General features: G+C 71.3%; 16 protein-coding genes and 1 pseudogene. 7 read left to right on the top strand and 10 right to left on the bottom strand.

Annotation, left to right across the window (positions count from 1 at the left end; genetic code table 11):
• Positions 1 to 142: 142 nt before the first annotated feature.
• From ACIRDU_RS31895 to ACIRDU_RS31905, 3 genes and pseudogenes are all read right to left on the bottom strand, one after another.
• Positions 143 to 2,416, bottom strand: coding sequence for a helix-hairpin-helix domain-containing protein (locus ACIRDU_RS31895; protein ID WP_403585979.1), 2,274 nt, complete (start codon positions 2,414 to 2,416; stop codon positions 143 to 145).
• Positions 2,413 to 3,399 (bottom strand): aldo/keto reductase, encoded by a 987-nt coding sequence (locus ACIRDU_RS31900; protein ID WP_403585982.1) that lies wholly within the window; start codon positions 3,397 to 3,399, stop codon positions 2,413 to 2,415. The genes ACIRDU_RS31895 and ACIRDU_RS31900 overlap by 4 nt, the downstream gene beginning before the upstream one ends.
• A gap of 60 nt (positions 3,400 to 3,459) precedes the next feature.
• Positions 3,460 to 4,560 (bottom strand): annotated as a pseudogene (locus tag ACIRDU_RS31905) (polysaccharide lyase family 1 protein); the annotation flags it as partial.
• Between the two features lie 209 nt (positions 4,561 to 4,769).
• Here ACIRDU_RS31905 and ACIRDU_RS31910 point away from each other — a divergent pair.
• Together ACIRDU_RS31910 and ACIRDU_RS31915 are read left to right on the top strand one after the other, a co-directional pair.
• On the top strand, positions 4,770 to 5,825 hold the full coding sequence (locus ACIRDU_RS31910) for an LLM class F420-dependent oxidoreductase (protein WP_362048448.1): 1,056 nt from the start codon (positions 4,770 to 4,772) through the stop codon (positions 5,823 to 5,825).
• Positions 5,826 to 6,087: 262 nt separating this feature from the next.
• On the top strand, positions 6,088 to 6,876 hold the full coding sequence (locus ACIRDU_RS31915) for a ferritin-like domain-containing protein (protein ID WP_403585985.1): 789 nt from the start codon (positions 6,088 to 6,090) through the stop codon (positions 6,874 to 6,876).
• Positions 6,877 to 6,886: 10 nt separating this feature from the next.
• On the opposite strand, the gene corA is transcribed toward ACIRDU_RS31915, so the two are convergent.
• Positions 6,887 to 7,882, bottom strand: a complete 996-nt coding sequence (gene corA / locus ACIRDU_RS31920) for a magnesium/cobalt transporter CorA (RefSeq protein WP_403585988.1) — start codon at positions 7,880 to 7,882, stop codon at positions 6,887 to 6,889.
• A 61-nt stretch (positions 7,883 to 7,943) separates the two neighbouring features.
• On the opposite strand from corA, the gene ACIRDU_RS31925 reads away from it, so the two are divergent.
• The 4 genes from ACIRDU_RS31925 to mshC all read left to right on the top strand — a co-directional run bounded on the left by ACIRDU_RS31925 (position 7,944) and on the right by mshC (position 11,414).
• Positions 7,944 to 8,630 (top strand): histidine phosphatase family protein, encoded by a 687-nt coding sequence (locus ACIRDU_RS31925; protein ID WP_403585991.1) that lies wholly within the window; start codon positions 7,944 to 7,946, stop codon positions 8,628 to 8,630.
• Between the two features lie 78 nt (positions 8,631 to 8,708).
• On the top strand, positions 8,709 to 9,296 hold the full coding sequence (locus tag ACIRDU_RS31930; RefSeq protein ID WP_033311881.1) for a DUF3090 domain-containing protein: 588 nt from the start codon (positions 8,709 to 8,711) through the stop codon (positions 9,294 to 9,296).
• A complete protein-coding gene (locus ACIRDU_RS31935; RefSeq protein WP_403585993.1) occupies positions 9,260 to 10,090 on the top strand; it encodes an SCO1664 family protein in 831 nt (276 codons plus the stop codon). Before ACIRDU_RS31930 ends, ACIRDU_RS31935 begins: the two co-directional genes overlap by 37 nt.
• Before the next feature lie 94 nt (positions 10,091 to 10,184).
• Positions 10,185 to 11,414 (top strand): cysteine--1-D-myo-inosityl 2-amino-2-deoxy-alpha-D-glucopyranoside ligase, encoded by a 1,230-nt coding sequence (gene mshC / locus ACIRDU_RS31940; RefSeq protein ID WP_403585996.1) that lies wholly within the window; start codon positions 10,185 to 10,187, stop codon positions 11,412 to 11,414.
• A gap of 65 nt (positions 11,415 to 11,479) precedes the next feature.
• On the opposite strand, the gene ACIRDU_RS31945 is transcribed toward mshC, so the two are convergent.
• From ACIRDU_RS31945 to ACIRDU_RS31970, 6 genes are all read right to left on the bottom strand, one after another.
• Entirely contained in the window at positions 11,480 to 12,463 is a 984-nt protein-coding gene (locus tag ACIRDU_RS31945; RefSeq protein ID WP_403585998.1) for a PAC2 family protein, read from the bottom strand.
• A gap of 158 nt (positions 12,464 to 12,621) precedes the next feature.
• Positions 12,622 to 13,293, bottom strand: coding sequence for a FadR/GntR family transcriptional regulator (locus ACIRDU_RS31950; protein ID WP_403586001.1), 672 nt, complete (start codon positions 13,291 to 13,293; stop codon positions 12,622 to 12,624).
• 126 nt (positions 13,294 to 13,419) lie between these two features.
• Positions 13,420 to 15,036: an FAD-dependent oxidoreductase gene (locus tag ACIRDU_RS31955; protein WP_403586004.1), complete on the bottom strand. Its 1,617-nt coding sequence runs from the start codon at positions 15,034 to 15,036 to the stop codon at positions 13,420 to 13,422.
• A gap of 8 nt (positions 15,037 to 15,044) precedes the next feature.
• The gene (gene glpK / locus ACIRDU_RS31960) at positions 15,045 to 16,583 is read right to left on the bottom strand and encodes a glycerol kinase GlpK (RefSeq protein ID WP_403586006.1); all 1,539 of its coding nucleotides are present in this window, start codon (positions 16,581 to 16,583) and stop codon (positions 15,045 to 15,047) included.
• Between the two features lie 84 nt (positions 16,584 to 16,667).
• A complete protein-coding gene (locus ACIRDU_RS31965; RefSeq protein ID WP_403586008.1) occupies positions 16,668 to 17,462 on the bottom strand; it encodes an MIP/aquaporin family protein in 795 nt (264 codons plus the stop codon).
• A 262-nt stretch (positions 17,463 to 17,724) separates the two neighbouring features.
• Positions 17,725 to 18,489: an IclR family transcriptional regulator gene (locus ACIRDU_RS31970; protein WP_403586010.1), complete on the bottom strand. Its 765-nt coding sequence runs from the start codon at positions 18,487 to 18,489 to the stop codon at positions 17,725 to 17,727.
• A gap of 303 nt (positions 18,490 to 18,792) precedes the next feature.
• Between ACIRDU_RS31970 and metH the strand changes: the two genes are divergently transcribed.
• Positions 18,793 to 22,308 carry a methionine synthase gene (metH, locus tag ACIRDU_RS31975; protein WP_403586012.1) on the top strand — a complete coding sequence of 1,172 codons (3,516 nt, stop codon included), beginning with the start codon at positions 18,793 to 18,795 and terminating at the stop codon, positions 22,306 to 22,308.
• The last annotated feature ends 78 nt before the right edge of the window (positions 22,309 to 22,386 follow it).

Genomic DNA, 22,386 nt, shown 5'->3' on the forward strand with positions numbered 1-22,386 from the left:
GGCCCCCGCCCCGCCCCCCCCCCCGCGGCCCCCCCCCCCCCCCCCCCCCCCCCCCGGGCGCCCCCCCCCCCCCGCCCCCCCCCCCCCCCGCCCCCCGGGGGGGGGGGCCCCCCCCCCCCCCCCCCCCCCCCCCCCACCCCCGTCACGCGGCGCTGATCTGCGGCGCGAGCAGCACCGGGAGCCGGGTCGTCCGCGGCTTCGCCGGAACCTCGGCCACAGCCCGGGGGAGTGCCTGTTCCACGCCGTGCACCACGGACAGATGCCGGTCGGCCCGCCCGAACGCCGTGTACACCCACGGCCGGCTGAGCGCCTGCGCCGCATCGCCGGGCAGCACCACGACCACCGCGGGCCACCGGCTCCCCACCGCCTGGTGTGCGGTCAGCGCCCACCCGTGCCGCACCAACTGCTCCACCCGCTCCTTCGGCACGACGACGGCCTCGCCCTCACACGACAGGTGCAGCCCCTCGGCGTCCGCCTTCACCACACGGCCCGGCAGCGCACGCCCCGGCACGGGCGAGTAGACGATCCGGTCACCGGGGTCGAAGCCGCCGAAGCGGCCCGGGCCCGGGTTGAGCCGTTCCTTCAGCGCCGCGTTCAGCGCACGCGTCCCCACGGCGCCGCCGTGCCCCGGCGTGATCACCTGGGTGTCCTCGGCCGGTACACCGATCGCCCGTGGCACCGAGTCCACCACGAGCTGCACCGTCCGGTGCACGGCCTCGCCCGCGTCGCGCACCGGCACGATCACGACCTCCTTGCCGGGGGCCTCGACCTGGTTCAGCTCGCCGATGCCGATGCCGGAGACCAGCTCGCCCAGTGGCCCCGGATCCGGCCGACGCGAGGCCACTTGGGGGCAGATCCGCGCAGCGAGCAGATCCGCGAACACCCGGCCCGGCCCCACGGACCACAGCACCGCCGGGTCCCCGGCCAGGACCAGCCGCGCCCCGTCCGGCAGGGACTCCGTCAGCAGAGCCGCCGTCTCGACATCCAGCTGCGGTGCGTCGAGCACGACGAGCAGATCGAGGTCGAGGGCCCCGTCCGTGTCCCGGCCGGGCCCTTCGAGGCCGGCGAGCAGCCCGGAGACGGTGACGACGGGGGAGCCGTCGGGTGTCTCGTCCGCTTGCCCGGGGACGTCCGCTGCCTGGCCGGACCGCCGCAGCAGATGCGCGAAACGGTTGCGGCCGATCGGGCCGTGCGTGGCCGCCCAGGCCCGCAGCCCGAGGGACCGCGCGGCGTTCAGCAGGGCCGCGGGCTCCGCCAGGGACGCCTCGCCGCCGGTGTGCAGCACCAGGCCCTGACCGGCGACCGCGCGGATCAGCTCGGCCGCCGACCCCTGGACCGCGGCGGCGGCCCGCTCCCAGTCCTCGGCCGAACCGTCCTGCTTGGGCACCGAGTTGACCAGCCGGGCCAGCCCGTCGGCCAGGCTCTCCTCCGCCAGCGCGTACCGCTCCAGCCCGACCAGGACACGGACCGGACGCTCCTCGTCCTCCTCGGCGCCTTCCTCGTCGCTCCGGGCCGGGGCACCGGTTGTGTCCTCCAGGGCGTCCTGGAAGACCAGCGCCTCCCCCTCCGCGATCGCGTCCTGCACGGCACTGTCGGGCTCCGGCACGCCCCGCTGGGCCAGGGCCGCGAGGAGCGCCGGCATCTCCAGGGCGGTGTGCCCGGCCAGCGCCGCCTGCTCCAGGAGCCAGCCGGTGACGGCCCGGCCGCGCCGCTCGTCGTCCGGGCCGCACTCGGCGCCGAGCAGGGCCCGCGCGAAACCGTCGGCCTGCTCGGGCCGCACGCCGGGGATCCGCAGCAACTGCCAGGGGTCGGCGCGCAGCTGCTCGTCCGCACCCTCGCCGAGTGCGGCGACGATCTGCGGTGCGAGCACCTCCGGGGCGCCGCCCTCGACGAGTACCTGCCGCACGGCCTGTACCGCCCCCGGCGCGGGGGCCGCCGAGGCGGCGACGGGCTCGGGCGCCACCGGCTGCGGCCGCCGTTGCGGCTCGGGGGCGGAGCGGCGGGGGGCGGGCCGGGGTTCTTCGAACACCGTGGCCACCGGCTTCTCGCCGCTCTCGACGGCCCGTACGGCCGCGAGCAGATCGGCGGCCTTGCCGCTCAGCTTGGTGCCGCTCTCGATCGGCGCCGTCTTCCCCGCCTTGCGCTGCTCGATGCGCTCCCGCTCGGCCTGCTGGGCCCGCAGCTCGGCCTCGGCCTCGGACACCTGCCCGGCACCGGCTTCAGCACCTTCGGCGCCCGCGTCAGCACCCTCTGCGCTCGCGTCAGCACCTTCGGCGTCCGCGTCAGCGCCCTCGGTGCCGGGCCCCTGTCCGGCGCCGCCTGCACCACTGTCGGTCTCGGCCGCACCGGCCGGTGTGCTTTCGGCGCCCGGCGTCCCCGGCTCGGCGTCCTCCGTGGTCTCGGGCTCCGTGCTCACAGCGTGCTCCAGTCGTGATCGGGATAGCGGTGCACGGGCGCCGACACATCGTCGAGCGCCCGGCAGATCTCGTCAGGAAGACTAAGGGTCTCCACTGACAACGCCGCCGTGAGCTGCTGCGCGTTGCGCGCGCCGACGATCGGGGCGGCCACCCCCGGCCGGTCGCGGACCCACGCCAGGGCCACCTGGAGCGGCGTCACCGCCAGCCCGTCGGCCGCGGTCGCCACGGCGTCCACGATGCGGCCCGCCGTGTCGTCGAGGTACGGCGCGACGAACGGCGCGAGGTGCTCCGAGGCGGCGCGCGAGTCCGGCGGCACCGTGTCGCCCCGGTACTTGCCCGTCAGCACCCCGCGCCCGAGCGGCGAGGACGGCAGCAGGCCTATGCCCAGGTCGAGCGCGGCCGGCAGCACCTCGCGCTCGACACCGCGCTGGAGCAGGGAGTACTCCAGCTGCGTACCGGCGAGCCGGGTCCGGGCGCCGGGGGCCGCCAGCTGCCAGGCCGCGGCCTTGGCCAGCTGCCAGCCGCAGAAGTTGGAGACGGCGGCATAGCGGGCACGCCCGCTGGAGACCGCGAGGTCGAGGGCCTGGAGCGTCTCCTCCAGCGGGGTGTCCGGGTCGTACGCGTGCACGTGCCACAGGTCGACGTGGTCGGTGCCGAGCCGGGAGAGCGAGCCGTCCAGCGCCGAGAGCAGATGGCCGCGGGAGCCGTCGAAACGGCGGTCGGGGTCCGGCACGCTGCCGGCCTTGGTCGAGATGACCAGGTCACGGCGGGGCACCAGGCCGTCCATGAGCCTGCCGAGCAGGTACTCGGCCTCACCGTCGCCGTACACGTCCGCGGTGTCGACGAGGGTCCCGCCCGCTTCCCAGAACGTCTTCATGAGGTCCGCGGCGTCATGCTCGTCGGTGTCCCGCCCCCAGGTCAGGGTGCCGAGCCCGATCCGGGACACACGAAGGCCGGTGCGGCCGAGATGCCTCTGCTCCATGAACGCCGAGATTACTGGCCAGAACCTACCGTGTGGGTGGCTGCGGACCACCGATTGTCAGCACGTGCCGTCCGACACCTCCAGGCCCTTGCCGGCGCCCGCCGTTCGGTTCACCACGGCCGGCACACAGGTGGCGGCGTCCGGGCTGAACGAGTAGGGGATGCCGACGGTGGTGTTCGACTTCGGGTCGGGGCCGGCCGGATGGTTCTCGCTGCCGGGGCGGGACCAGGTCACGTTGTCGAAGACGTTGCCCCCGACCTGCCAGTAGCCGGCCTCGTCGGTGTAGAAGGTGCCCAGGACGTCCTTGGAGTCCTCGAAGTAGTTGTTGTCCACCTTGGCGCGGGCGCCGGCCCGGGAGTTGATGCCGGACTCGTTGAGGCGCACGTAGTGGTTGTTGTAGAGGTGCGCGATGCCGCCACGCAGCAGCGGGGCGCGGGAGTCGATGTTCTCGTACCGGTTGTGGTGGTAGGTGATGAAGCCGTTCGACCGGTCGCTCTCGCTGTTCCCGACGAGGCCGCCGCGGCCGGAGTTGCGCAGGACGCTGTAGGACAGGGTCACGTACTGGGTGTTTTCCTTGAGGTCGAACAGGCCGTCGAAGCCCTCCGACTCGCCGCCCGACGCCTCCAGGGTGGTGTGATCGATCCAGACGTTGCGGACGTTGCGCTCGACGCCGATGGCGTCGCCGCCGTTGGACGTGGGGGAGCCCGACTTCTTGACGTTCCGGACGGTCACGTTCTGGACGATGATGTTCTTCGATTCGCGGATGTGGATGCCCAGTTGATCGAAGACGGCACCACTGCCGACTCCGACGAGGGTCACGTTGCTGACCTTCTTGAGCTCGATCACGCCGTCGGCGGTGTCGCAGCTGCCGCCGGACACCTTCTTGGTGTTGCCGTGGTCGATGGTCCCCGTGACCTCGATGATGATCGGGGTGCTGGTGCTGGCCCGGCCGCACAGGGCCTGGTGGATCGCCGTTCCCGTCGTCGCCCGGACCGTCCGGCCTCCGGCGCCGCCGGTGGTACCGCCGTTCTGGGTCGCGTAGCCGGTGGCGCTGCCGGTCGCCGCCGATGCCTCGGGCATCGACACGAGCGTGCCGGTCGCGGCGGCGAGGGCCATCGTGGCCAGTGCCGCGTGCAGTCTCAGGGGGAGTGCTCGCTTCATCGTTGCCTCTCCGTACGTCCGCTGACGGTGGGTGATGGAAAGCGCTTTCCAGCGAACGTACGAATGTGCCGTGGACGCGTCAATGGTCGCGTCCATGATTTCTGTTCACGCATCTAAACGACGGGGCGACTATGACCCGTGTACCCCGCCCCCGCCCCCGCGCTAAGGTGCCCGCACAGGCACGTTACTGATCAGTAAGGGGAATCGGCATGCAGCTCGGTATCAACCTCGGCTACTGGGGTGCCGGAATGGACGCGGACAATCTGGCCGTCGCCCAGGAGGCCGACCGGCTCGGATACGCCGTCTGCTGGGCCGCCGAGGCCTACGGCTCCGACGCCGCCACCGTACTGAGCTGGGTCGCCGCCCAGACCGAGCGCATCGACGTCGGCTCCGCCATCTTCCAGATCCCGGCCCGCCAGCCCGCCATGACGGCCATGACGGCCGCCACCCTCGACTCCCTCTCCGGCGGCCGCTTCCGCCTCGGCCTCGGTGTCTCGGGCCCGCAGGTCTCCGAGGGCTGGTACGGCGTCAAGTTCGACAAGCCGCTCGCCCGCACCCGCGAGTACGTCGAGATCGTCCGCAAGGCCATGACCCGCGAGCGCCTGTCCTACGAGGGACAGCACTGGACGCTGCCCCTGCCCGGCGGCCCGGGCAAGCCGATCAAGCTGACCGTGCACCCGCAGCGCGAGCACATCCCGCTGTACATCGCCGCGATCGGCCCGAAGAACCTCGAGCAGACCGGCGAGATCGCCGACGGCGCCCTGCTGATCTTCCCGTCCGCCGAGCACCTCGAGGACACGACGATCACGCACCTGCGCGCCGGGCGCGAGAAGGCCGGCAAGACCCTCGACGGGTTCGACGTCTGCCCGACCCTGCCGCTCGCCGTCGGCGACGACAAGGACGTGGCCGCGCTCGCCGACACCTTCCGCCCCTACACCGCGCTGTACGTCGGCGGCATGGGCAGCCCCAAGCAGAACTTCTACAACCAGCTCGCCCGGCGCATGGGCTACGAGCAGGAAGCCGCCGAGATCCAGAGCAAGTACCTCTCCGGCGACAAGCAGGGCGCCGCGGCCGCCGTGCCGCACGACCTGATCGACAAGACGACCCTGCTCGGTTCCGTGGACCGCATCGCGGACCGGATGAAGGCCTACGCCGCGGCCGGGGTCACCACCCTGTCCCTCGCGCCGGCGGGCTTCACGCTCGACGAGCGGCTCGCCTCCCTGAGGGCCGGGACGGAGGCCCTGGAGCGCGCCGGGCTCGCCTAGAGCTTTCAGCGGCCGTGGTGGGGGCTCGGGGGTCCACCCCGCCACGGCCGTCACGCGGAACAACGCGCCGGGCCGCCGGTGGTTACGGCACAGCGTCCCGGCCGGGCCCGGCGCAGATCCCCGCGTGTCCTCCATTCGGCGGAGTCGTCCCTCACATCTGTTGCAGCGCCCTCCACCCCGCACTTGACTCGTTCTTCGCGGAACCCTGCGGAATTGTGCGCAATGCCGCACTACGCCCACGCGCGCGGGAGAGGTGCCCACGATGCTTTCGGCCAAGAGTCTGTTCCAGGAGATCCTCGACAACGACGAGTCCTTCGCCCTGTTCTGCTCCATCGCCGCGAGCGGCGAGTCCCAGGGCGGCTGGGAGAACGCCCGTATCGCCGCGCTCGTGCCCGAAACCGAGCGGGAACTCGTGCCCAAGATCAGCCGGCACGGCGCCGACGAGGACAAGCACGGCCGGATCTTCGGCGCCCTGATGAAGAAGCGGGGCCTCGACCCCGTCCCGGTCCCGCCGGAGACCGACTACACCATGCTCCTGGAGAAGAACGGCATCGGCCTCGCGCACGAGCGGCTGAAGCGCGACGAGCGGCTCACGGTCCAGGACATCGTCACCTACCTCTCGCACAGCAGGGTCACCGAGCAGCGCGCCTCCGAGCAGATGGACCTGCTCCGCAAGCACTTCGCCGACCACCCCGTCATCGGCCGCGCGGTCAGGCAGATCTCCAACGACGAGGACAACCACCTCGCCTACTGCCACGAGGAACTGCTGCGCTTCGCCTACGCCGGGCACGGCCGGGCCATCCAGCGCACCCTGCGCGAGTGCGCGCTCGCCGAGATCCGGATCTACCGGGACGTCAGCCTCGCCGTCATGGCGCACATGGGCCGCATCCTCGGCTGGTCCAGGGCCAAGTCGGCGGTGCTCGCGGCGGGCATCCACGCGATGTACGCGTACGAACGCTTGGGCGGCTGGCGGCGGATGGTGTCGCTGGAGATGCCCGAGCGCCGCAACGCCCTCGGCGGCCCCGCCACCCCGGAACCCGAGTTCGCCTGAGCCGGCCCGGCTACAACCACCCGCGGCGCTTGAACAGCCGGAAGACCAGCATCTCCAGGACGGCCATCACGACGAGCAGTGCCGGATAGGACCAGACCCAGCGCAGCTCGGGCATGTGATCGAAGTTCATGCCGTAGATCCCCGCGATCATCGTGGGGATCGCGGCCATGGCCGCCCACGCGGAGATCTTCCGCATGTCGTCGTTCTGCCGGACGCTCATCTGCGCCAGATGCGCCGAGAGGATGTCCGACACCAGCCGGTCCAGGTTCTCCACGGAGTCGTTGACGCGCGTGAGGTGGTCGTTGACGTCGCGGAAGAACGGCCGGGCCCGGTCGTCCACGAACGGCACGGTCACACCGGCCGACGCCGTGCCCGCCAGCCGGCTCATCGGCGGGGCCAGCGGCCCGGTCGCCCGGCGGAACTCCAGGACCTGCCGCTTGAAGTCGTAGATCCGGGACGCCGTGTTCCGTGAGCCCCCGCCGTCCGGCGAGAACACCTCCGCCTCCAGACCCTCAAGGTCGGTCTGCAATTCGGTCGCCACGTCCAGGTAGTGGTCGACGGTCGCGTCGGCGACCGCGTACAGCACGGCCGTGGGGCCTTTGACGAGCAGGTCCGGCTCCTGCTCCAGCCGATGGCGCACCGCCTTGAGCGGGGAGCCCTCGCCGTGCCGGACGGTCACGACGAACGAGTCGCCCAGGAAGATCATGATCTCGCCGGAGGACACGGTGTCGCTCTGCGGCTCGTACGCCACCGGCTTGAGCACCACGAAGAGCGAGTCGTCGTACACCTCCAGCTTGGGCCGCTGGTGGGCCTTGAGGGCGTCCTCGACGGCCAGCGGGTGCAGCCCGAATTCCTGGGTCACATGGTCGAATTCGCCCTCCGTCGGCTCGTGGAGCCCGATCCACACGAATCCGCCCGCCGTGCGGGCCTCACCCAGGGCGTCGGAGAGGTCCTCGGGCCCTTCCGTCCGCTGTCCGTCGCGGTAGATGGCACAGTCGACGATCACGAAGCGAGTCTCCCGTCACTCGAACGACACCGCACGCGCGCGTGCGCCTACGCTGGAGCGCATGCCCACGCTGATCCTGGTCAGGCACGGACGCTCCACCGCCAACACCGAGGGACTGCTCGCCGGCTGGACGCCCGGCGTGGCCCTCGACGAGCGCGGCGCCGCGCAGGCCGCCGCGCTTCCCGGGCGGCTGGCCGAACTGCCCCTCGCCGAAATCGTCACCAGCCCGCTCCAGCGCTGCCAGGAAACGCTCCGGCCGCTGCTCGACGCCCGGCCGGACCTGAGCCCGCACACCGACGAGCGCATCGGCGAGTGCCACTACGGCGACTGGTCCGGACGCAAGCTCGCCGAGCTCAAGGACGAACCCCTGATGGAGGTGGTGCAGGCGCACCCCTCCGCGGCGGCGTTCCCCGGCGGGGAGTCCATGCGGGCCATGCAGACGCGTGCGGCCGAGGCCGTACGCGAGTGGAACGCGCGCGTGGAGCGTGACCACGGCGCCGACGCCGTCTACCTCATGTGTTCGCACGGCGACATCATCAAGTCGCTGGTCGCCGACGCACTCGGACTTCACCTGGACCTCTTCCAGCGGATTTCCGTCGAACCGTGTTCCATCACCGCGATCCGCTACACACGACTGCGGCCGTTTCTCGTCCGGCTCGGCGACACCGGCGACTTCACGTCCCTGGCGCCGCGCGAGGAACCGCCGGGCGGCGAGGCCGAAGTCGGGGGTGGTGCGGGCGCACCGTGATCGTTCGCCGCAGTAGGGTGAAGCGGTCGCAGCAGTGCCGTGCTCACACGGCTCCCACGATTCCAATGGAGACAGGACGTGTCCCGTCAGGTGTTCCTCTACGACCATCCGGAGCGTTTCGTGGCCGGTACGGTCGGACTGCCCGGGCGCCGTTCGTTCTTCCTCCAGGCCTCCGCCGGCTCCCGGGTGACCAGCGTGGCCCTGGAGAAGACCCAGGTCGCAGCGCTCGCCGAACGCATGGACGAACTGCTCGACGAGGTCGTACGCCGTAGCGGCGGCAGCGCCCACGTTCCCGCGGTCGCACCCTCGGACACCGACACCGCCCCGCTGGACACCCCCATCGAGGAGGAGTTCCGGGTCGGCACCATGGCGCTCGCCTGGGACGGCGACGAGCAGCTCATGATCGTCGAGGCGCAGGCGCTCGTGGAGCTCGACGCGGAATCCGAGGAGGACCTCGCCGAGGCCGAGGAGCGGCTGCTCCAGGACGAGGAGAACGGGCCCCCGATGCTGCGGGTCCGGCTCACCGGCGCGCAGGCCAGGGCCTTCGCCAAGCGCGCCCTCGACGTCGTCAACGCCGGGCGGCCGCCGTGCCCGTTGTGCAGCCTCCCGCTCGACCCGGAAGGACACGTATGTCCGCGCCAGAACGGATACCGCCGCGGAGCGTGACGCCCCCACCGGACGCCGCCGAGCTGCTCGCCCGGGGCGAACTGACCGTCCGCGGACGCATCCGTGAGGCCTCCAACGCGGCCCTGTACTGCACGGTGTCGTACGACGGCCGGGACGCGGCCTGCATCTACAAGCCGGTCGCGGGGGAAAGGCCCCTGTGGGACTTCCCCGACGGGACGTTGGCCCAGCGCGAGGTCGCCGCGTACGAGGTCTCCGAGGCGACCGGCTGGGGCCTCGTGCCGCCCACCGTGCTGCGCGAGGGCCCCTACGGCGAGGGCATGTGCCAGCTGTGGGTCGAGGTGACGCCCGAGGCGGAACTGCTCGCCCTGGTCGACGGCGAGGAACCCGGGCCCGGCTGGAAGGCGATCGGCTTCGCCGAGGTCGGCGAGGGACGCACCGCGCTGCTCGTGCACGCCGACGACGAGCGGCTGCGGCGGCTCGCGGTCCTCGACGCGGTGATCAACAACGCCGACCGCAAGGGCGGTCACCTGCTGCCCACCGGTGCGGGGCGGCTGTACGGGATCGACCACGGGGTCACGTTCAACGCCGAGAACAAGCTGCGGACGCTGCTGTGGGGGTGGGCGGGGGAGCCCCTCACCCAGGAGGCCGTGGACGTCCTCGAAGGCCTCAGGAAGGGGTTGGCGGAGGGCGGGACGCTCACCGCGCGGCTCGCACCGCTGATCACCGGCGCCGAGATCGACGCCACCCGCGCGCGAGTCGGCGCACTGCTCGCCTCGGGGACCCACCCGGAGCCGAGCGGTGAGTGGCCGGCGATTCCCTGGCCACCCGTGTAGCGCCACAGTCTCCCGGATTTCGCAAGAGCGCCTTCTCGGCCGTCCGGCCCGCTCCCATTCGTATATGGAACTTCAGTCCGGTTAGGCTCAGGGCATGCATGCCTGGCCCGCTTCCGAGGTCCCCGCCCTGCCTGGTCAGGGCCGCGACCTGAGGATCCACGACACCGCGACCGGTGGTCTCGTCACCCTCGCCCCCGGTCCCGTCGCCCGTATCTACGTCTGCGGCATCACCCCGTACGACGCCACGCACCTGGGACACGCGGCGACCTACAACGCGTTCGACCTCGTGCAGCGCGTGTGGCTCGACACCAAGCGGCAGGTTCACTACGTCCAGAACGTCACCGACGTCGACGATCCGCTCCTGGAGCGGGCGCAGCGCGACGGCCTCGACTGGGCAGCGCTCGCCGAGAAGGAGACGGCCCTCTTCCGCGAGGACATGACGGCCCTGCGGATGCTGCCGCCGCGGCAGTACATAGGCGCTGTCGAGGCCATACCGGGGATCGTCCCGCTCGTCGAGCGGCTCCGGGACGCCGGCGCGGCCTATGAACTCGACGGGGACGTCTACTTCTCCGTGGAGTCCGACCCGCACTTCGGCAAGGTCTCGAACCTCGACGCCGCGGCGATGCGGCTGCTGTCCGCCGAGCGCGGCGGCGACCCGGACCGCCCAGGCAAGAAGAACCCGCTCGACCCGATGCTGTGGATGGCGGCCCGCGAGGGCGAGCCCAACTGGGACGGCGGATCGCTCGGACGCGGCCGGCCCGGCTGGCACATCGAGTGCGTGGCCATCGCCCTCGACCACCTCGGCATGGGCTTCGACATCCAGGGCGGCGGCTCCGACCTCGCCTTCCCGCACCATGAGATGGGCGCCTCGCACGCCCAGGCCCTCACCGGCGAGTTCCCCATGGCCAAGGCGTATGTGCACGCCGGCATGGTCGCCCTGCACGGCGAGAAGATGTCCAAGTCCAAGGGCAACCTGGTCTTCGTCTCCAGGCTGCGGCACGACGGCGTCGACCCGGCCGCCATCCGGCTCGCGCTGCTCGCGCACCACTACCGCGCCGACTGGGAGTGGACCGACCAGGTCCTCCAGGACGCCGTCGCACGGCTCGGCCGCTGGCGGGCCGCCGTGTCCCGGCCCGACGGGCCTGCCGCGGAAACGCTCGTCGAGGAGATGCGCGAGGCCCTCGCCGACGACCTGGACGCCCCGGCCGCGCTCACCGCGGTCGACCGCTGGGTCGCGCTTCAGGAGCAGAGCGGCGGCACGGACATCGGCGCGCCCGGGGTGGTCTCCCGGGCCGTGGACGCGCTGCTGGGCGTGGCCCTGTAAGCCGAGAAGCGAGCAGAGGGGCGTCTCCCGGCCGGGAGACGCCCCTCTGGCGTTCGTGACGTGCCTCAGTCCTCCGACGACTCCTCGTCGTCCGTGCCCGGCTTGGGCGGCTTCGGCGGGCGGGTGCGGCCGCCGGGGCTGTCCCGCAGGTATGACGTGCTGTCGCTGCCGTCCGCCGTGGCGTGGCCGCCGGGGGCGGGCGGTCCGCCCCCGTCACGGCGCCGCAGATAGCGCTCGAACTCCCGGGCGATCGCCTCGCCCGACGCCTCCGGCAGCTCGGCGGTGTCCCGGGCCTCCTCCAGCGACTGCACGTACTCGGCGACCTCGCTGTCCTCGGCGGCCAGCTGGTCCACGCCCACCTGCCAGGCGCGGGCGTCCTCGGGCAGCTCGCCCAGCGGGATGCGCACGTCGATCAGGTCCTCCAGGCGGTTCAGGAGGGCCAGCGTGGCCTTCGGGTTCGGCGGCTGCGACACGTAGTGCGGCACCGCCGCCCACAGAGAGACGGCCGGGACGCCCGCGTGCGTGCAGGCTTCCTGGAGGACGCCGACGATGCCCGTGGGGCCCTCGTACTTGGTCTCCTCCAGGTCCATGCGGCGCGCCAGGTCCGGGTCGGACGTCGTGCCGCTGATCGGAACCGGACGGGTGTGCGGGGTGTCGCCGAGCAGGGCGCCCAGGACGACCACCAGTTCCACACCCAGTTCGTGTGCGAAGCCGAGCAGTTCGTTGCAGAACGAACGCCACCGCATGGACGGTTCGATGCCCCGCACGAGGACGAGATCCCGCGGCTTGTCACCGCCGACCCGGACCACCGACAGCCTGGTCGTGGGCCAGGTGATCTTGCGGACGCCCGCTTCCATGAACACCGTGGGGCGGTTGACCTGGAAGTCGTAGTAGTCCTCGGCGTCCAGCGCCGCGAACACCTCGCCCTTCCATTCCCTGTCCAGATGCGCGACCGCGGTGGAGGCGGCGTCGCCGGCATCGTTCCAGCCCTCGAACGCGGCCACCATGACCGGGTCGATCAGCTCGGGAACCCCCTCGAGCTCGATCACCCAGCGCCTCCTTCCGACGTGCCCTCGCTTGACCACCCAACCTTACGGCGTGCCGCGGGGGCGCCCGCAGCCCCCTTGCAGGGGGAGTGCCCCCATCACTGCCCCGCGATCCGTCCCTGAACACCCCTCATTCATCCGAGCGGTCCGTGAAACCCCGGTCACAGCGTGGAGCGCAGCCACTGCTCCACGCTCGCGATGTGCACGGTCGCCCACGAGCGCGCCGCCTCGGCGTCCCGGTCGCGCAGGGCGGCGAGGATCGCCCGGTGTTCACGCAGCGTGCGGGCGACGGCGTCCTCCTGGGTGAGACCGCGCCAGATCCTGGCCCGGGTGGTGGGACCCGAAAGACCGTCGAGCAGCGAACAGAGCACGGAGTTGCCCGAGCTGTGCACGATGCCCCGGTGGAACTCCAGGTCGCAGGCGACCAGATCCTCCACGGACGGGGTCTCGCCGAGCTTGTCCAGCTGGGCCGTCAGCGCGTCCAGCTGCTGCTCGCTGATCCGCACGGCCGCCATCGCGGTCGCGGCCGGCTCCAGGATGCGGCGGACGGCCAGGAACTCCAGGACGGTGTCGTCGCGGTGGAAGTCGACGACGAAACTCAGCGCCTCCAGCAGGAGTTGCGGGTCGAGGCTGGTGACGTACGTGCCGTCGCCCTGCCGTACGTCCAGGATCCGGATCAGCGACAGGGCGCGCACCGCCTCCCGCAAGGAGTTGCGGGACAGCCCGAGCTCGGCGGCGAGTTCGCTCTCCTTGGGCAGCCGGTCGCCCGGGCGCAGTGCGCCGGAGACGATCATTCCCTTGATCTTCTCGATCGCCTCGTCGGTGACTGCCATGGCCGGCCTCCTGTGCGCTTAGACCTCCGACGTATCAGGTCATTATGCGGGCGCGGGAACGCGGAAGGGGCGGCTCCGTCGGCGTGGAACCGCCCCTTCCGGAAACGGGGTCCCCCGTGCCCGTGCCTACTTCTTGTCGAGCAGGTCCTGCACCTTGGCGCGGACGTCGTCCGTGGCCAGGCCCCGGATCGTCAGCGTCGTACGGCGGCGCAGCACGTCGTCCTGCGTCTCGGCCCACTCGTGGTCCCGGGCCCAGACGACCTGCGCCCAGATCTCCGGGGCGTCGGGGTGGACGCGCTCGGCGAGCTCGGGGCTCTCGTTGGCCAGCCGGGCGATGTCGAAGGCCAGCGAGCCGTAGTGCGTGGCCAGGTGCTTGGCCGTGTCGGCGGCCATGCGCGGGCCCGGGGCCGGCCGGTCGGTGAGCAGCCGGTGGGCGACCGCGCGCGGGTTGGCGATGCCGGGCAGCGGCAGCTTCTTCGGCAGCGCGCTGATCGGCTCGAAGTCGTCGCCCAGCGGGTGGCCCGGCAGCGCCTCCAGCTTCTTCATGATCGTGCGGCCGATGTGGCGGAAGGTGGTCCACTTGCCGCCCGCGACGGACAGCATGCCGCCCCGGCCCTCGGTCACGACCGTCTCGCGCTTGGCCTTGGAGGTGTCGCCGGGGCCGCCCGGCAGCACCCGCAGACCCGCGAAGGCGTAGGTGATGAGGTCACGGTCCAGCTGCTGGTCGCGGACCGAGAAGGCGGCTTCGTCGAGGATCTGGGCTATGTCCTTCTCGGTGACGGCCACATCCGCCGGGTCGCCCTCGAACTCCTCGTCGGTGGTGCCGAGCAGCAGCATGTCCTCCCAGGGGAGGGCGAAGGTGATGCGGTACTTGTCGATCGGGGTCGCGAGCGCGGCCTTCCAGGGGGAGGTGCGCTTGAGAACCAGGTGCGCGCCCTTCGACAGGCGGATGGACGGCGCCGCGTTCGGGTCCTCCATCTTCCGCAGGTGGTCGACCCACGGGCCGGTCGCGTTCAGTACCAGCCGGGCGCTGACGCCGAACTCGTCGCCGGACAGGCGGTCCTTCAGTTCGGCGCCGGTGACACGGCCCTGGGTGAAGCGCAGGCCCGTCACCTCGGCGTGGTTGAGGACGACCGCGCCCGCCTCGACGGCCCCGCGGACCGTCATCAGCGCCATACGGGCGTCGTTCATCTGGTCGTCGCCGTAGACGGCCACGGCCTTGAGGTTCTCGGTGCGCAGCTCGGGCACGTCCTGCGCGGCCTTGGCCGGCGAGAGCAGGTGCCCCACGCCGTCGCCGAACGCGGAGAGCGCGGAGTAGGCGAAGACGCCCGCGCCGAGCTTCGCCGCGCCGTGCGGCCCGCCCTTGTACACGGGGAGGTAGAACGTGAGCGGGTTCGCCAGGTGGGGAGCCACCTGACGGGAGACCGCACGGCGCTCGAAGTGGTTCTCCGCCACCAGCTTCACCGCGCCGGTCTGCAGGTAGCGCAGGCCGCCGTGGAGCAGCTTGGAGGAGGCGGAGGACGTGGCACCGGCGAAGTCGCCGGCGTCCACCAGAGCCACCCTGAGGCCGGACTGCGCGGCGTGCCAGGCGGTGGAGATGCCCAGGATGCCGCCGCCGATCACGAGAAGGTCGTACGACGCCTTGGAGAGCTGCTCCCTGGTCTCGGCTCGGCTCGGGTTCGAGCCGGAGGCCGGGTGCGTCCCCAGGGCAGGCACGGACTGCAGGGTGGACTTGGTGGTCATGCTGTTTCTTACTCCTCGTCCTCGAGCCAGCCCATGGTCCGCTCGACGGCCTTGAGCCAGTTCTTGTACTCACGGGCGCGGGTCTCCGCGTCCATGCGGGGGGTCCACTCGGCGGCCCGCCGCCAGTTGGCGCGCAGGTCGTCGGTGCTGTTCCAGAAGCCGACGGCGAGACCGGCGGCGTAGGCGGCGCCGAGGCAGGTGGTCTCGGCGACCATCGGGCGCACCACGGGGGCGTCCACGAAGTCCGCGAGGGTCTGCATCAGCAGGTTGTTGGAGGTCATGCCGCCGTCGACCTTCAGGGCGGCGAGCTCCACGCCGGAGTCCTTCGTCATGGCGTCGGCGATCTCCCGCGTCTGCCAGGCGGTCGCCTCCAGGACGGCACGCGCGAGGTGCGCCTTGGTGACGTACCGGGTGAGGCCGGCGATCACACCGCGGGCGTCGGAGCGCCAGTACGGGGCGAACAGGCCGGAGAAGGCCGGCACGAAGTAGGCGCCGCCGTTGTCCTCCACCGACAGGGCGAGCGTCTCGATCTCGGCGGCGGTGGAGATCAGTCCCATCTGGTCGCGCATCCACTGCACCAGCGAACCGGTGACGGCGATCGAGCCCTCCAGGGCGTAGACCGTCTTCTGGTCGCCGATCTTGTAGCCGACGGTGGTCAGCAGGCCGCTGTAGGAGTTGATGATCTTGTCACCGGTGTTCATCACCATGAAGGTGCCGGTGCCGTAGGTCGACTTCGTCTCGCCCTCGGCGAAACAGGTCTGGCCGAACAGGGCCGCCTGCTGGTCGCCGAGCGCGGAGGCGACCGGGATGCCGCCGAGCAGGTCGCCCAGCTTGCCGCCGGTGATCTCGCCGTAGACCTCGGCGGAGGAGCGGATCTCGGGCAGGATCTGCTTCGGGACGCCGATGGACTCGCAGATCTTGTCGTCCCACTGCATGGTGTGCAGGTTCATGAGCATGGTGCGCGAGGCGTTGGTGACGTCCGTGACGTGCTTGCCGCCGTCGGTGCCGCCGGTCAGGTTCCAGATGACCCAGGTGTCCATGGTGCCGAAGAGGATGTCGCCGGCCTCGGCGCGCTCCTTCAGCCCGTCGACGTTGTCGAGGAGCCAGCGGGCCTTGGGGCCGGCGAAGTAGGAGGCCAGCGGCAGGCCCGTCTCGCGGCGGAAGCGGTCCTGGCCGACATTGCGCCCGAGCTCGCGGCAGAGGGCGTCGGTGCGGGTGTCCTGCCAGACGATGGCGTTGTGGACGGGCTCGCCGGTGTTCTTGTCCCACAGCACGGTCGTCTCGCGCTGGTTGGTGATGCCGATGGCCTTGATGTCGTCCCGGGTGATGCCGGCCTTGGCGATGGCCCCGGCGACGACCTCCTGGACGTTGGTCCAGATCTCGGTGGCGTTGTGCTCGACCCAGCCCGGCTTCGGGAAGATCTGCTCGTGCTCCTTCTGGTCGACGGAGACGATCCGGCCGTCCCGGTCGAAGACGATGCAGCGGCTGGAGGTGGTGCCCTGGTCGATGGCGGCGATGAAGGGGCCGGCGGTGTGCGCGTCGGTCACTGTGTGCTCCTGGTAATTCCGGGTTTATGGGGCTTTACGTACGGCGCGTGCTGGAAGTTTCCCGACAGGGGCGGGGAATCGCTCCTAGGCGAATGCGACGTTGTAGATGCCTGCCGCGATGGCGCCGCCGATCAGCGGACCCACCACGGGGACCCAGGCGTAGCCCCAGTCGGAGCCGCCCTTGTTGGGCAGCGGCAGCAGGGCGTGCACGATGCGCGGACCGAGGTCACGGGCCGGGTTGATGGCGTAACCCGTCGGGCCGCCGAGGGACAGGCCGATGGAGACCACGACGAGCGCGGTGATCAGGGCGCCCAGGGTGCCCAGTCCGTTGCCCTTGTCGTTCAGGCCCTGGGTCAGCACGGCGAGCACCAGCACCACGGTGCCGATGATCTCCGTGGCGACGTTCTGCCAGGCGACCCGGACCTCGGGGCCGGTGGAGAAGACGCCCAGCACGGGGCCGGCGCCCTTCTCCTGGGCTTCCACGGCCTTGGCCGCGGTGTCCTGCGCGCCCGGGCCGCCGACGATCTCGCGGTCGGTGAGGTGCGCGTGGAACTGACCGTAGTAAGCGATCCAGACCAGGGCCGCGCCGATCATGGCACCCAGGACCTGGCCGGCCCAGTAGACCGGGACGTTCTTCCAGTCGCCGTCCTTGATCGCGAGCGCGAGGGTGACGGCCGGGTTCAGATGGGCACCGGACAGCGGTGCCGAGGTGTAGACGGCCGTGAGCACCGCGAAGCCCCACCCGAAGGTGATGGCGAGCCAGCCGGCGTTACGTGCCTTGGAGGCCTTCAGCGTGACGGCGGCACAGACGCCGCCGCCGAGGAGGATGAGTATGGCGGTACCGATGGTCTCGCCGATGAAGATGTCGGAGCTGGACACCCGCGACTCCTTTGTCCTACGTCCAGGGAAGTTCGATACCGGCCTGGCGTTGTCACACTCTAGCGCGTATTGCCGGTAGCTGTTCGACAATGTCGACCGATGGACGGGAGTCTTGCTTCGGGGTTACGAGCACGTCAAGGGCTCTGTTGTCGAAAATACGATCGTTACTGATCGCCGCGGGTTCATGGATCTTTGACGCGGGTGAGCGCGGACATGCCGAGGACCGGAACGCCGTCCGGCGTCCCGGTCCGCTCGTGTGCCGTCAGAACCGCCCGGCGCCCAGGTCCCGCGAGACCGCGCGGGCGCAGTCCCGCACCGCCGCGATCAGCTCGGGCCGCAGCTCGCCTTCCCGGCACAGCCGCTCCACGGCGCCGGTGATGCCCACCGAGCCGACCGGCATGCGCCGCCGGTCGTGGATGGGGGCGGCCAGGGAGGCGACGCCCTCCCAGGTCTCCTCCACGTCCGCCGCGTACCCCCGCGCGCGCGTGACGTCGAGGATGTGCTCGAAGCCCTCCGGCTCGCACACGGTCCGGTCCGTGAACGCCTTGCGGTCGGCCTCCAGGGCCTCGCTGTGGGCCACCGGGTCGTAGGCGGACAGCACCTTGCCCAGGGCCGTGGAGTGCAGCGGCTGCATGGCCCCGATCTCCAGCACCTGCCGGCTGTCGTCGGGCCGGAAGACGTGGTGCACGATCAGCACGCCCTGCTGGTGCAGAACGCCCAGGTAGACGCTCTCGCCGCTGGAGCGGGCCAGATCGTCGGTCCACACCAGGGCGCGCGCCCGCAGCTCGTGCACATCGAGGTAGGTGGTGCCCAGGCGCAGCAGCTCCGCGCCCAGCTGGTAGCGCCCGGAGGCGTCGTCCTGCTCCACGAAGCCCTCCTGCTGGAGGGTGCGCAGGATGCCGTGGGCGGTGCCTTTGGCCAGGCCCAGCGACGAGGCGATGTCGGACAGGCCGAGCCGCCGCTCGCCGCCGGCCAGCAGCCGCAGCATCGCGGCCGCCCGCTCGAGCGACTGGATGTTCCGTGCCATCGCCGTACTGCCTCCGTCCCCTTCGACCGCCGACAAGCGGCACCACAGCCCTCGTTCGGCAATGTCGAACACTACCGGTCGATGCCGACCTCTCGCTAATGCCAGGCAGCCATTTGTTGCGTGGCCGGCGACCGATGCGCCGCCCGGCGGCCGACCCGGGCCCCGCCGGAGTCCGCCCCGTGGACGCGCTGCCCATCCAAGCCCACTCCCGGTTACGCTGGCGCGGTGCGCCCTTCCCGGATGCCCTCCGGCTGTCCGGGAACCGCAAAGCCGACAGCCGTCGCACCCGAGGGAGCCCTTTTCATGGCCTCGTTGCCGCCGACCCCTTCCGCAGACAGCCGGGCCCGTGTGTCCGCGCTCCGAGAAGCCCTGGCCACCCGCGTGGTCGTGGCCGACGGAGCCATGGGCACCATGCTCCAGGCGCAGGACCCCACGCTCGAGGACTTCGAGAATCTCGAGGGCTGCAACGAGATCCTCAACCTGACCCGGCCGGACATCGTCCGTTCGGTCCACGACGCCTACTTCGCGGTGGGCGTGGACTGCGTGGAGACCAACACGTTCGGTGCCAACCACACCGCCGCCGCAGAGTACGAGATCTCCGACCGGGTGCACGAGCTGTCCGAGGCGGGCGCCCGGATCGCCCGCGAGGTGGCCGACGAGTACGCCGCCCGGGACGGCCGCCCGCGCTGGGTGCTCGGCTCGGTCGGACCCGGCACCAAGCTGCCCACGCTCGGCCACGTCGGCTATGCCACCATCCGCGACGGCTACCAGGCCAACGCCGAGGGTCTTCTCGCCGGCGGCGCGGACGCGCTGCTCGTGGAGACCACACAGGACCTGCTCCAGACGAAGGCCTCCGTCCTGGGCGCCCGCCGGGCCATGGAGGCCGTCGGCGTCGAGGTGCCCCTGCTGTGCTCGATGGCCTTCGAGACCACCGGCACCATGCTGCTCGGTTCCGAGATCGGCGCGGCGCTGACCGCGCTGGAGCCCCTCGGCATCGACATGATCGGCCTGAACTGCTCCACCGGCCCGGCCGAGATGAGCGAGCACCTGCGCTACCTGACGCGCCACTCGCGCATCCCGCTGCTGTGCATGCCGAACGCCGGCCTGCCGATCCTCACCAAGGACGGCGCGCACTTCCCGCTCGACCCCGAGGGCCTGGCCGACGCCCAGCAGAACTTCGTCCGGGACTACGGCCTCTCCCTCGTCGGCGGCTGCTGCGGCACCACCCCCGAGCACCTGCGCCAGTTGGTCGAGCGGGTCCGGGACGTCACCCCGACCGAGCGCGACCCGCAGCCCGAGCCGGGCGCCGCCTCCCTCTACCAGTCGGTGCCGTTCCGGCAGGACACCTCCTACCTGGCCATCGGCGAGCGCACCAACGCCAACGGCTCCAAGAAGTTCCGCGAGGCCATGCTGGAGGGCCGCTGGGACGACTGCGTGGAGATGGCCCGCGACCAGATCCGCGAGGGCGCGCACATGCTCGACCTGTGCGTGGACTACGTCGGCCGCGACGGTGTCGCCGACATGGAGGAGCTGGCCGGCCGCTTCGCCACCGCCTCCACGCTGCCGATCGTGCTGGACTCCACCGAGGTCGACGTCATCCGGGCCGGCCTGGAGAAGCTCGGCGGCCGCGCGGTGATCAACTCGGTGAACTACGAGGACGGCGACGGCCCCGAGTCCCGCTTCGCCCAGGTCACCGCCCTCGCCAAGGAGCACGGCGCCGCCCTCATCGCGCTGACCATCGACGAGGAGGGCCAGGCCCGCACCGCCGAGAAGAAGGTCGAGATCGCCGAACGGCTCATCGACGACCTGACCGGCAACTGGGGCATCCACGAGGAGGACATCCTCGTCGACTGCCTGACCTTCACCATCTGCACCGGCCAGGAGGAGTCCCGCAAGGACGGCATCGCCACCATCGAGGGCATCCGCGAGCTGAAGCGGCGCCACCCGAAGGTGCAGACCACGCTCGGCCTGTCCAACATCTCCTTCGGCCTCAACCCGGCCGCGCGCATCCTGCTGAACTCCGTCTTCCTCGACGAGTGCGTCAAGGCGGGCCTGGACTCGGCGATCGTGCACGCGTCGAAGATCCTGCCGATCGCCCGCTTCAGCGAGGAGGAGGTCCAGACCGCCCTGGACCTCATCCACGACCGCCGCGCCGAGGGCTACGACCCGCTCCAGAAGCTCATGCAGCTGTTCGAGGGCGCCACCGCCAAGTCCCTCAAGGCCGGCAAGGCCGAGGAACTGGCCGCCCTGCCGCTGGACGAACGCCTGAAGCGGCGCATCATCGACGGCGAGAAGAACGGCCTCGAGAGCGACCTCGACGAGGCCCTCCAGGAGCGGCCCGCGCTCGACATCGTCAACGAGACCCTCCTGGACGGCATGAAGGTCGTCGGCGAACTGTTCGGCTCCGGCCAGATGCAGCTGCCGTTCGTCCTCCAGTCCGCCGAGGTCATGAAGACGGCCGTCGCCCACCTCGAACCGCACATGGAGAAGACCGACGAGGCCGGCAAGGGCACCATCGTGCTCGCCACCGTCCGCGGCGACGTGCACGACATCGGAAAGAACCTCGTCGACATCATCCTGTCCAACAACGGCTACAACGTCGTCAACCTGGGCATCAAGCAGCCGGTCTCCGCGATCCTGGACGCCGCCGAGGAGCACAAGGCCGACGTCATCGGCATGTCCGGTCTCCTGGTCAAGTCCACCGTGATCATGAAGGAGAACCTGGAGGAGCTGAACCAGCGCGGCCTGGCGGCGAACTTCCCGGTCATCCTCGGCGGCGCCGCCCTCACCCGGGCCTACGTCGAGCAGGACCTGCACGAGATCTACGAGGGCGAGGTCCGCTACGCCCGCGACGCCTTCGAGGGCCTGCGGCTGATGGACGCCCTCATCGGCGTCAAGCGGGGCGTGCCCGGCGCGAAGCTGCCCGAGCTCAAGCAGCGCCGGGTCCGGGCCACCGCCCCGGCCGCCGTGGAGGAGCGCCCCGAGGAGGGGCACGTCCGCTCCGACGTCGCCACCGACAACCCCGTCCCCGAGCCGCCCTTCCGCGGCACCCGCGTGATCAAGGGCATCCAGCTCAAGGAGTACGCGAGCTGGCTCGACGAGGGCGCCCTGTTCAAGGGCCAATGGGGCCTGAAGCAGGCCCGCACCGGCGAGGGTCCCTCGTACGAGGAGCTCGTCGAGAGCGAGGGCCGGCCCCGGCTGCGCGGCCTGCTGGACCGGCTCCAGACGGAGAACCTGCTGGAGGCGGCCGTGGTCTACGGCTACTTCCCGTGCGTCTCCAAGGACGACGACCTGATCATCCTGGACGAGCAGGGCAACGAGCGCACCCGCTTCACCTTCCCGCGCCAGCGCCGGGGCCGGCGCCTGTGCCTGGCCGACTTCTTCCGCCCGGAGGAGTCCGGCGAGATCGACGTCGTCGGCCTCCAGGTCGTCACCGTCGGCTCGCGCATCGGTGAGCGGACCGCACGGCTCTTCGAGGCCAACGCCTACCGCGACTACCTCGAACTGCACGGGCTGTCCGTGCAGTTGGCCGAGGCGCTCGCCGAGTACTGGCACGCGCGCGTGCGTTCCGAACTCGGCTTCGCCGGCGAGGACCCGGACGGCATGCAGGGCATGTTCGAGCTGAAGTACCGCGGCGCCCGCTTCTCCCTCGGCTACGGCGCCTGCCCCAACCTGGAGGACCGGGCCAAGATCGCCGACCTGCTCCAGCCGGAGCGGATCGGCGTCCAGCTGTCCGAGGAGTTCCAGCTGCACCCCGAGCAGTCCACGGACGCCATCGTGATCCACCACCCGGAGGCGAAGTACTTCAACGCCCGCTGAGCCCCTCCCGGGCGCCCGGGCCAAAAGAAGCGTTTCGTCCGCGCACGACGTAGACTGGTCGGTCCACCGCAGGCCGGT

It is taken from the genome of Streptomyces sp. NPDC093598, assembly GCF_044764825.1.
Classification (GTDB): Bacteria; Actinomycetota; Actinomycetes; order Streptomycetales; family Streptomycetaceae; genus Streptomyces.

Bases quoted from the DNA above. Each gene is read 5' to 3' on its own strand.
- ACIRDU_RS31900 (WP_403585982.1), bottom strand. From the start codon at position 3,399: ATGGAGCAGAGGCATCTCGGCCGCACCGGCCTTCGTGTGTCCCGGATC.
- ACIRDU_RS31915 (WP_403585985.1), top strand. From the start codon at position 6,088: ATGCTTTCGGCCAAGAGTCTGTTCCAGGAGATCCTCGACAACGACGAG.
- ACIRDU_RS31910 (WP_362048448.1), top strand. From the start codon at position 4,770: ATGCAGCTCGGTATCAACCTCGGCTACTGGGGTGCCGGAATGGACGCG.
- mshC (WP_403585996.1), top strand. From the start codon at position 10,185: ATGCATGCCTGGCCCGCTTCCGAGGTCCCCGCCCTGCCTGGTCAGGGC.
- ACIRDU_RS31970 (WP_403586010.1), bottom strand. From the start codon at position 18,489: ATGGCACGGAACATCCAGTCGCTCGAGCGGGCGGCCGCGATGCTGCGG.
- ACIRDU_RS31925 (WP_403585991.1), top strand. From the start codon at position 7,944: ATGCCCACGCTGATCCTGGTCAGGCACGGACGCTCCACCGCCAACACC.
- ACIRDU_RS31955 (WP_403586004.1), bottom strand. From the start codon at position 15,036: ATGACCACCAAGTCCACCCTGCAGTCCGTGCCTGCCCTGGGGACGCAC.
- ACIRDU_RS31935 (WP_403585993.1), top strand. From the start codon at position 9,260: ATGTCCGCGCCAGAACGGATACCGCCGCGGAGCGTGACGCCCCCACCG.
- ACIRDU_RS31950 (WP_403586001.1), bottom strand. From the start codon at position 13,293: ATGGCAGTCACCGACGAGGCGATCGAGAAGATCAAGGGAATGATCGTC.
- metH (WP_403586012.1), top strand. From the start codon at position 18,793: ATGGCCTCGTTGCCGCCGACCCCTTCCGCAGACAGCCGGGCCCGTGTG.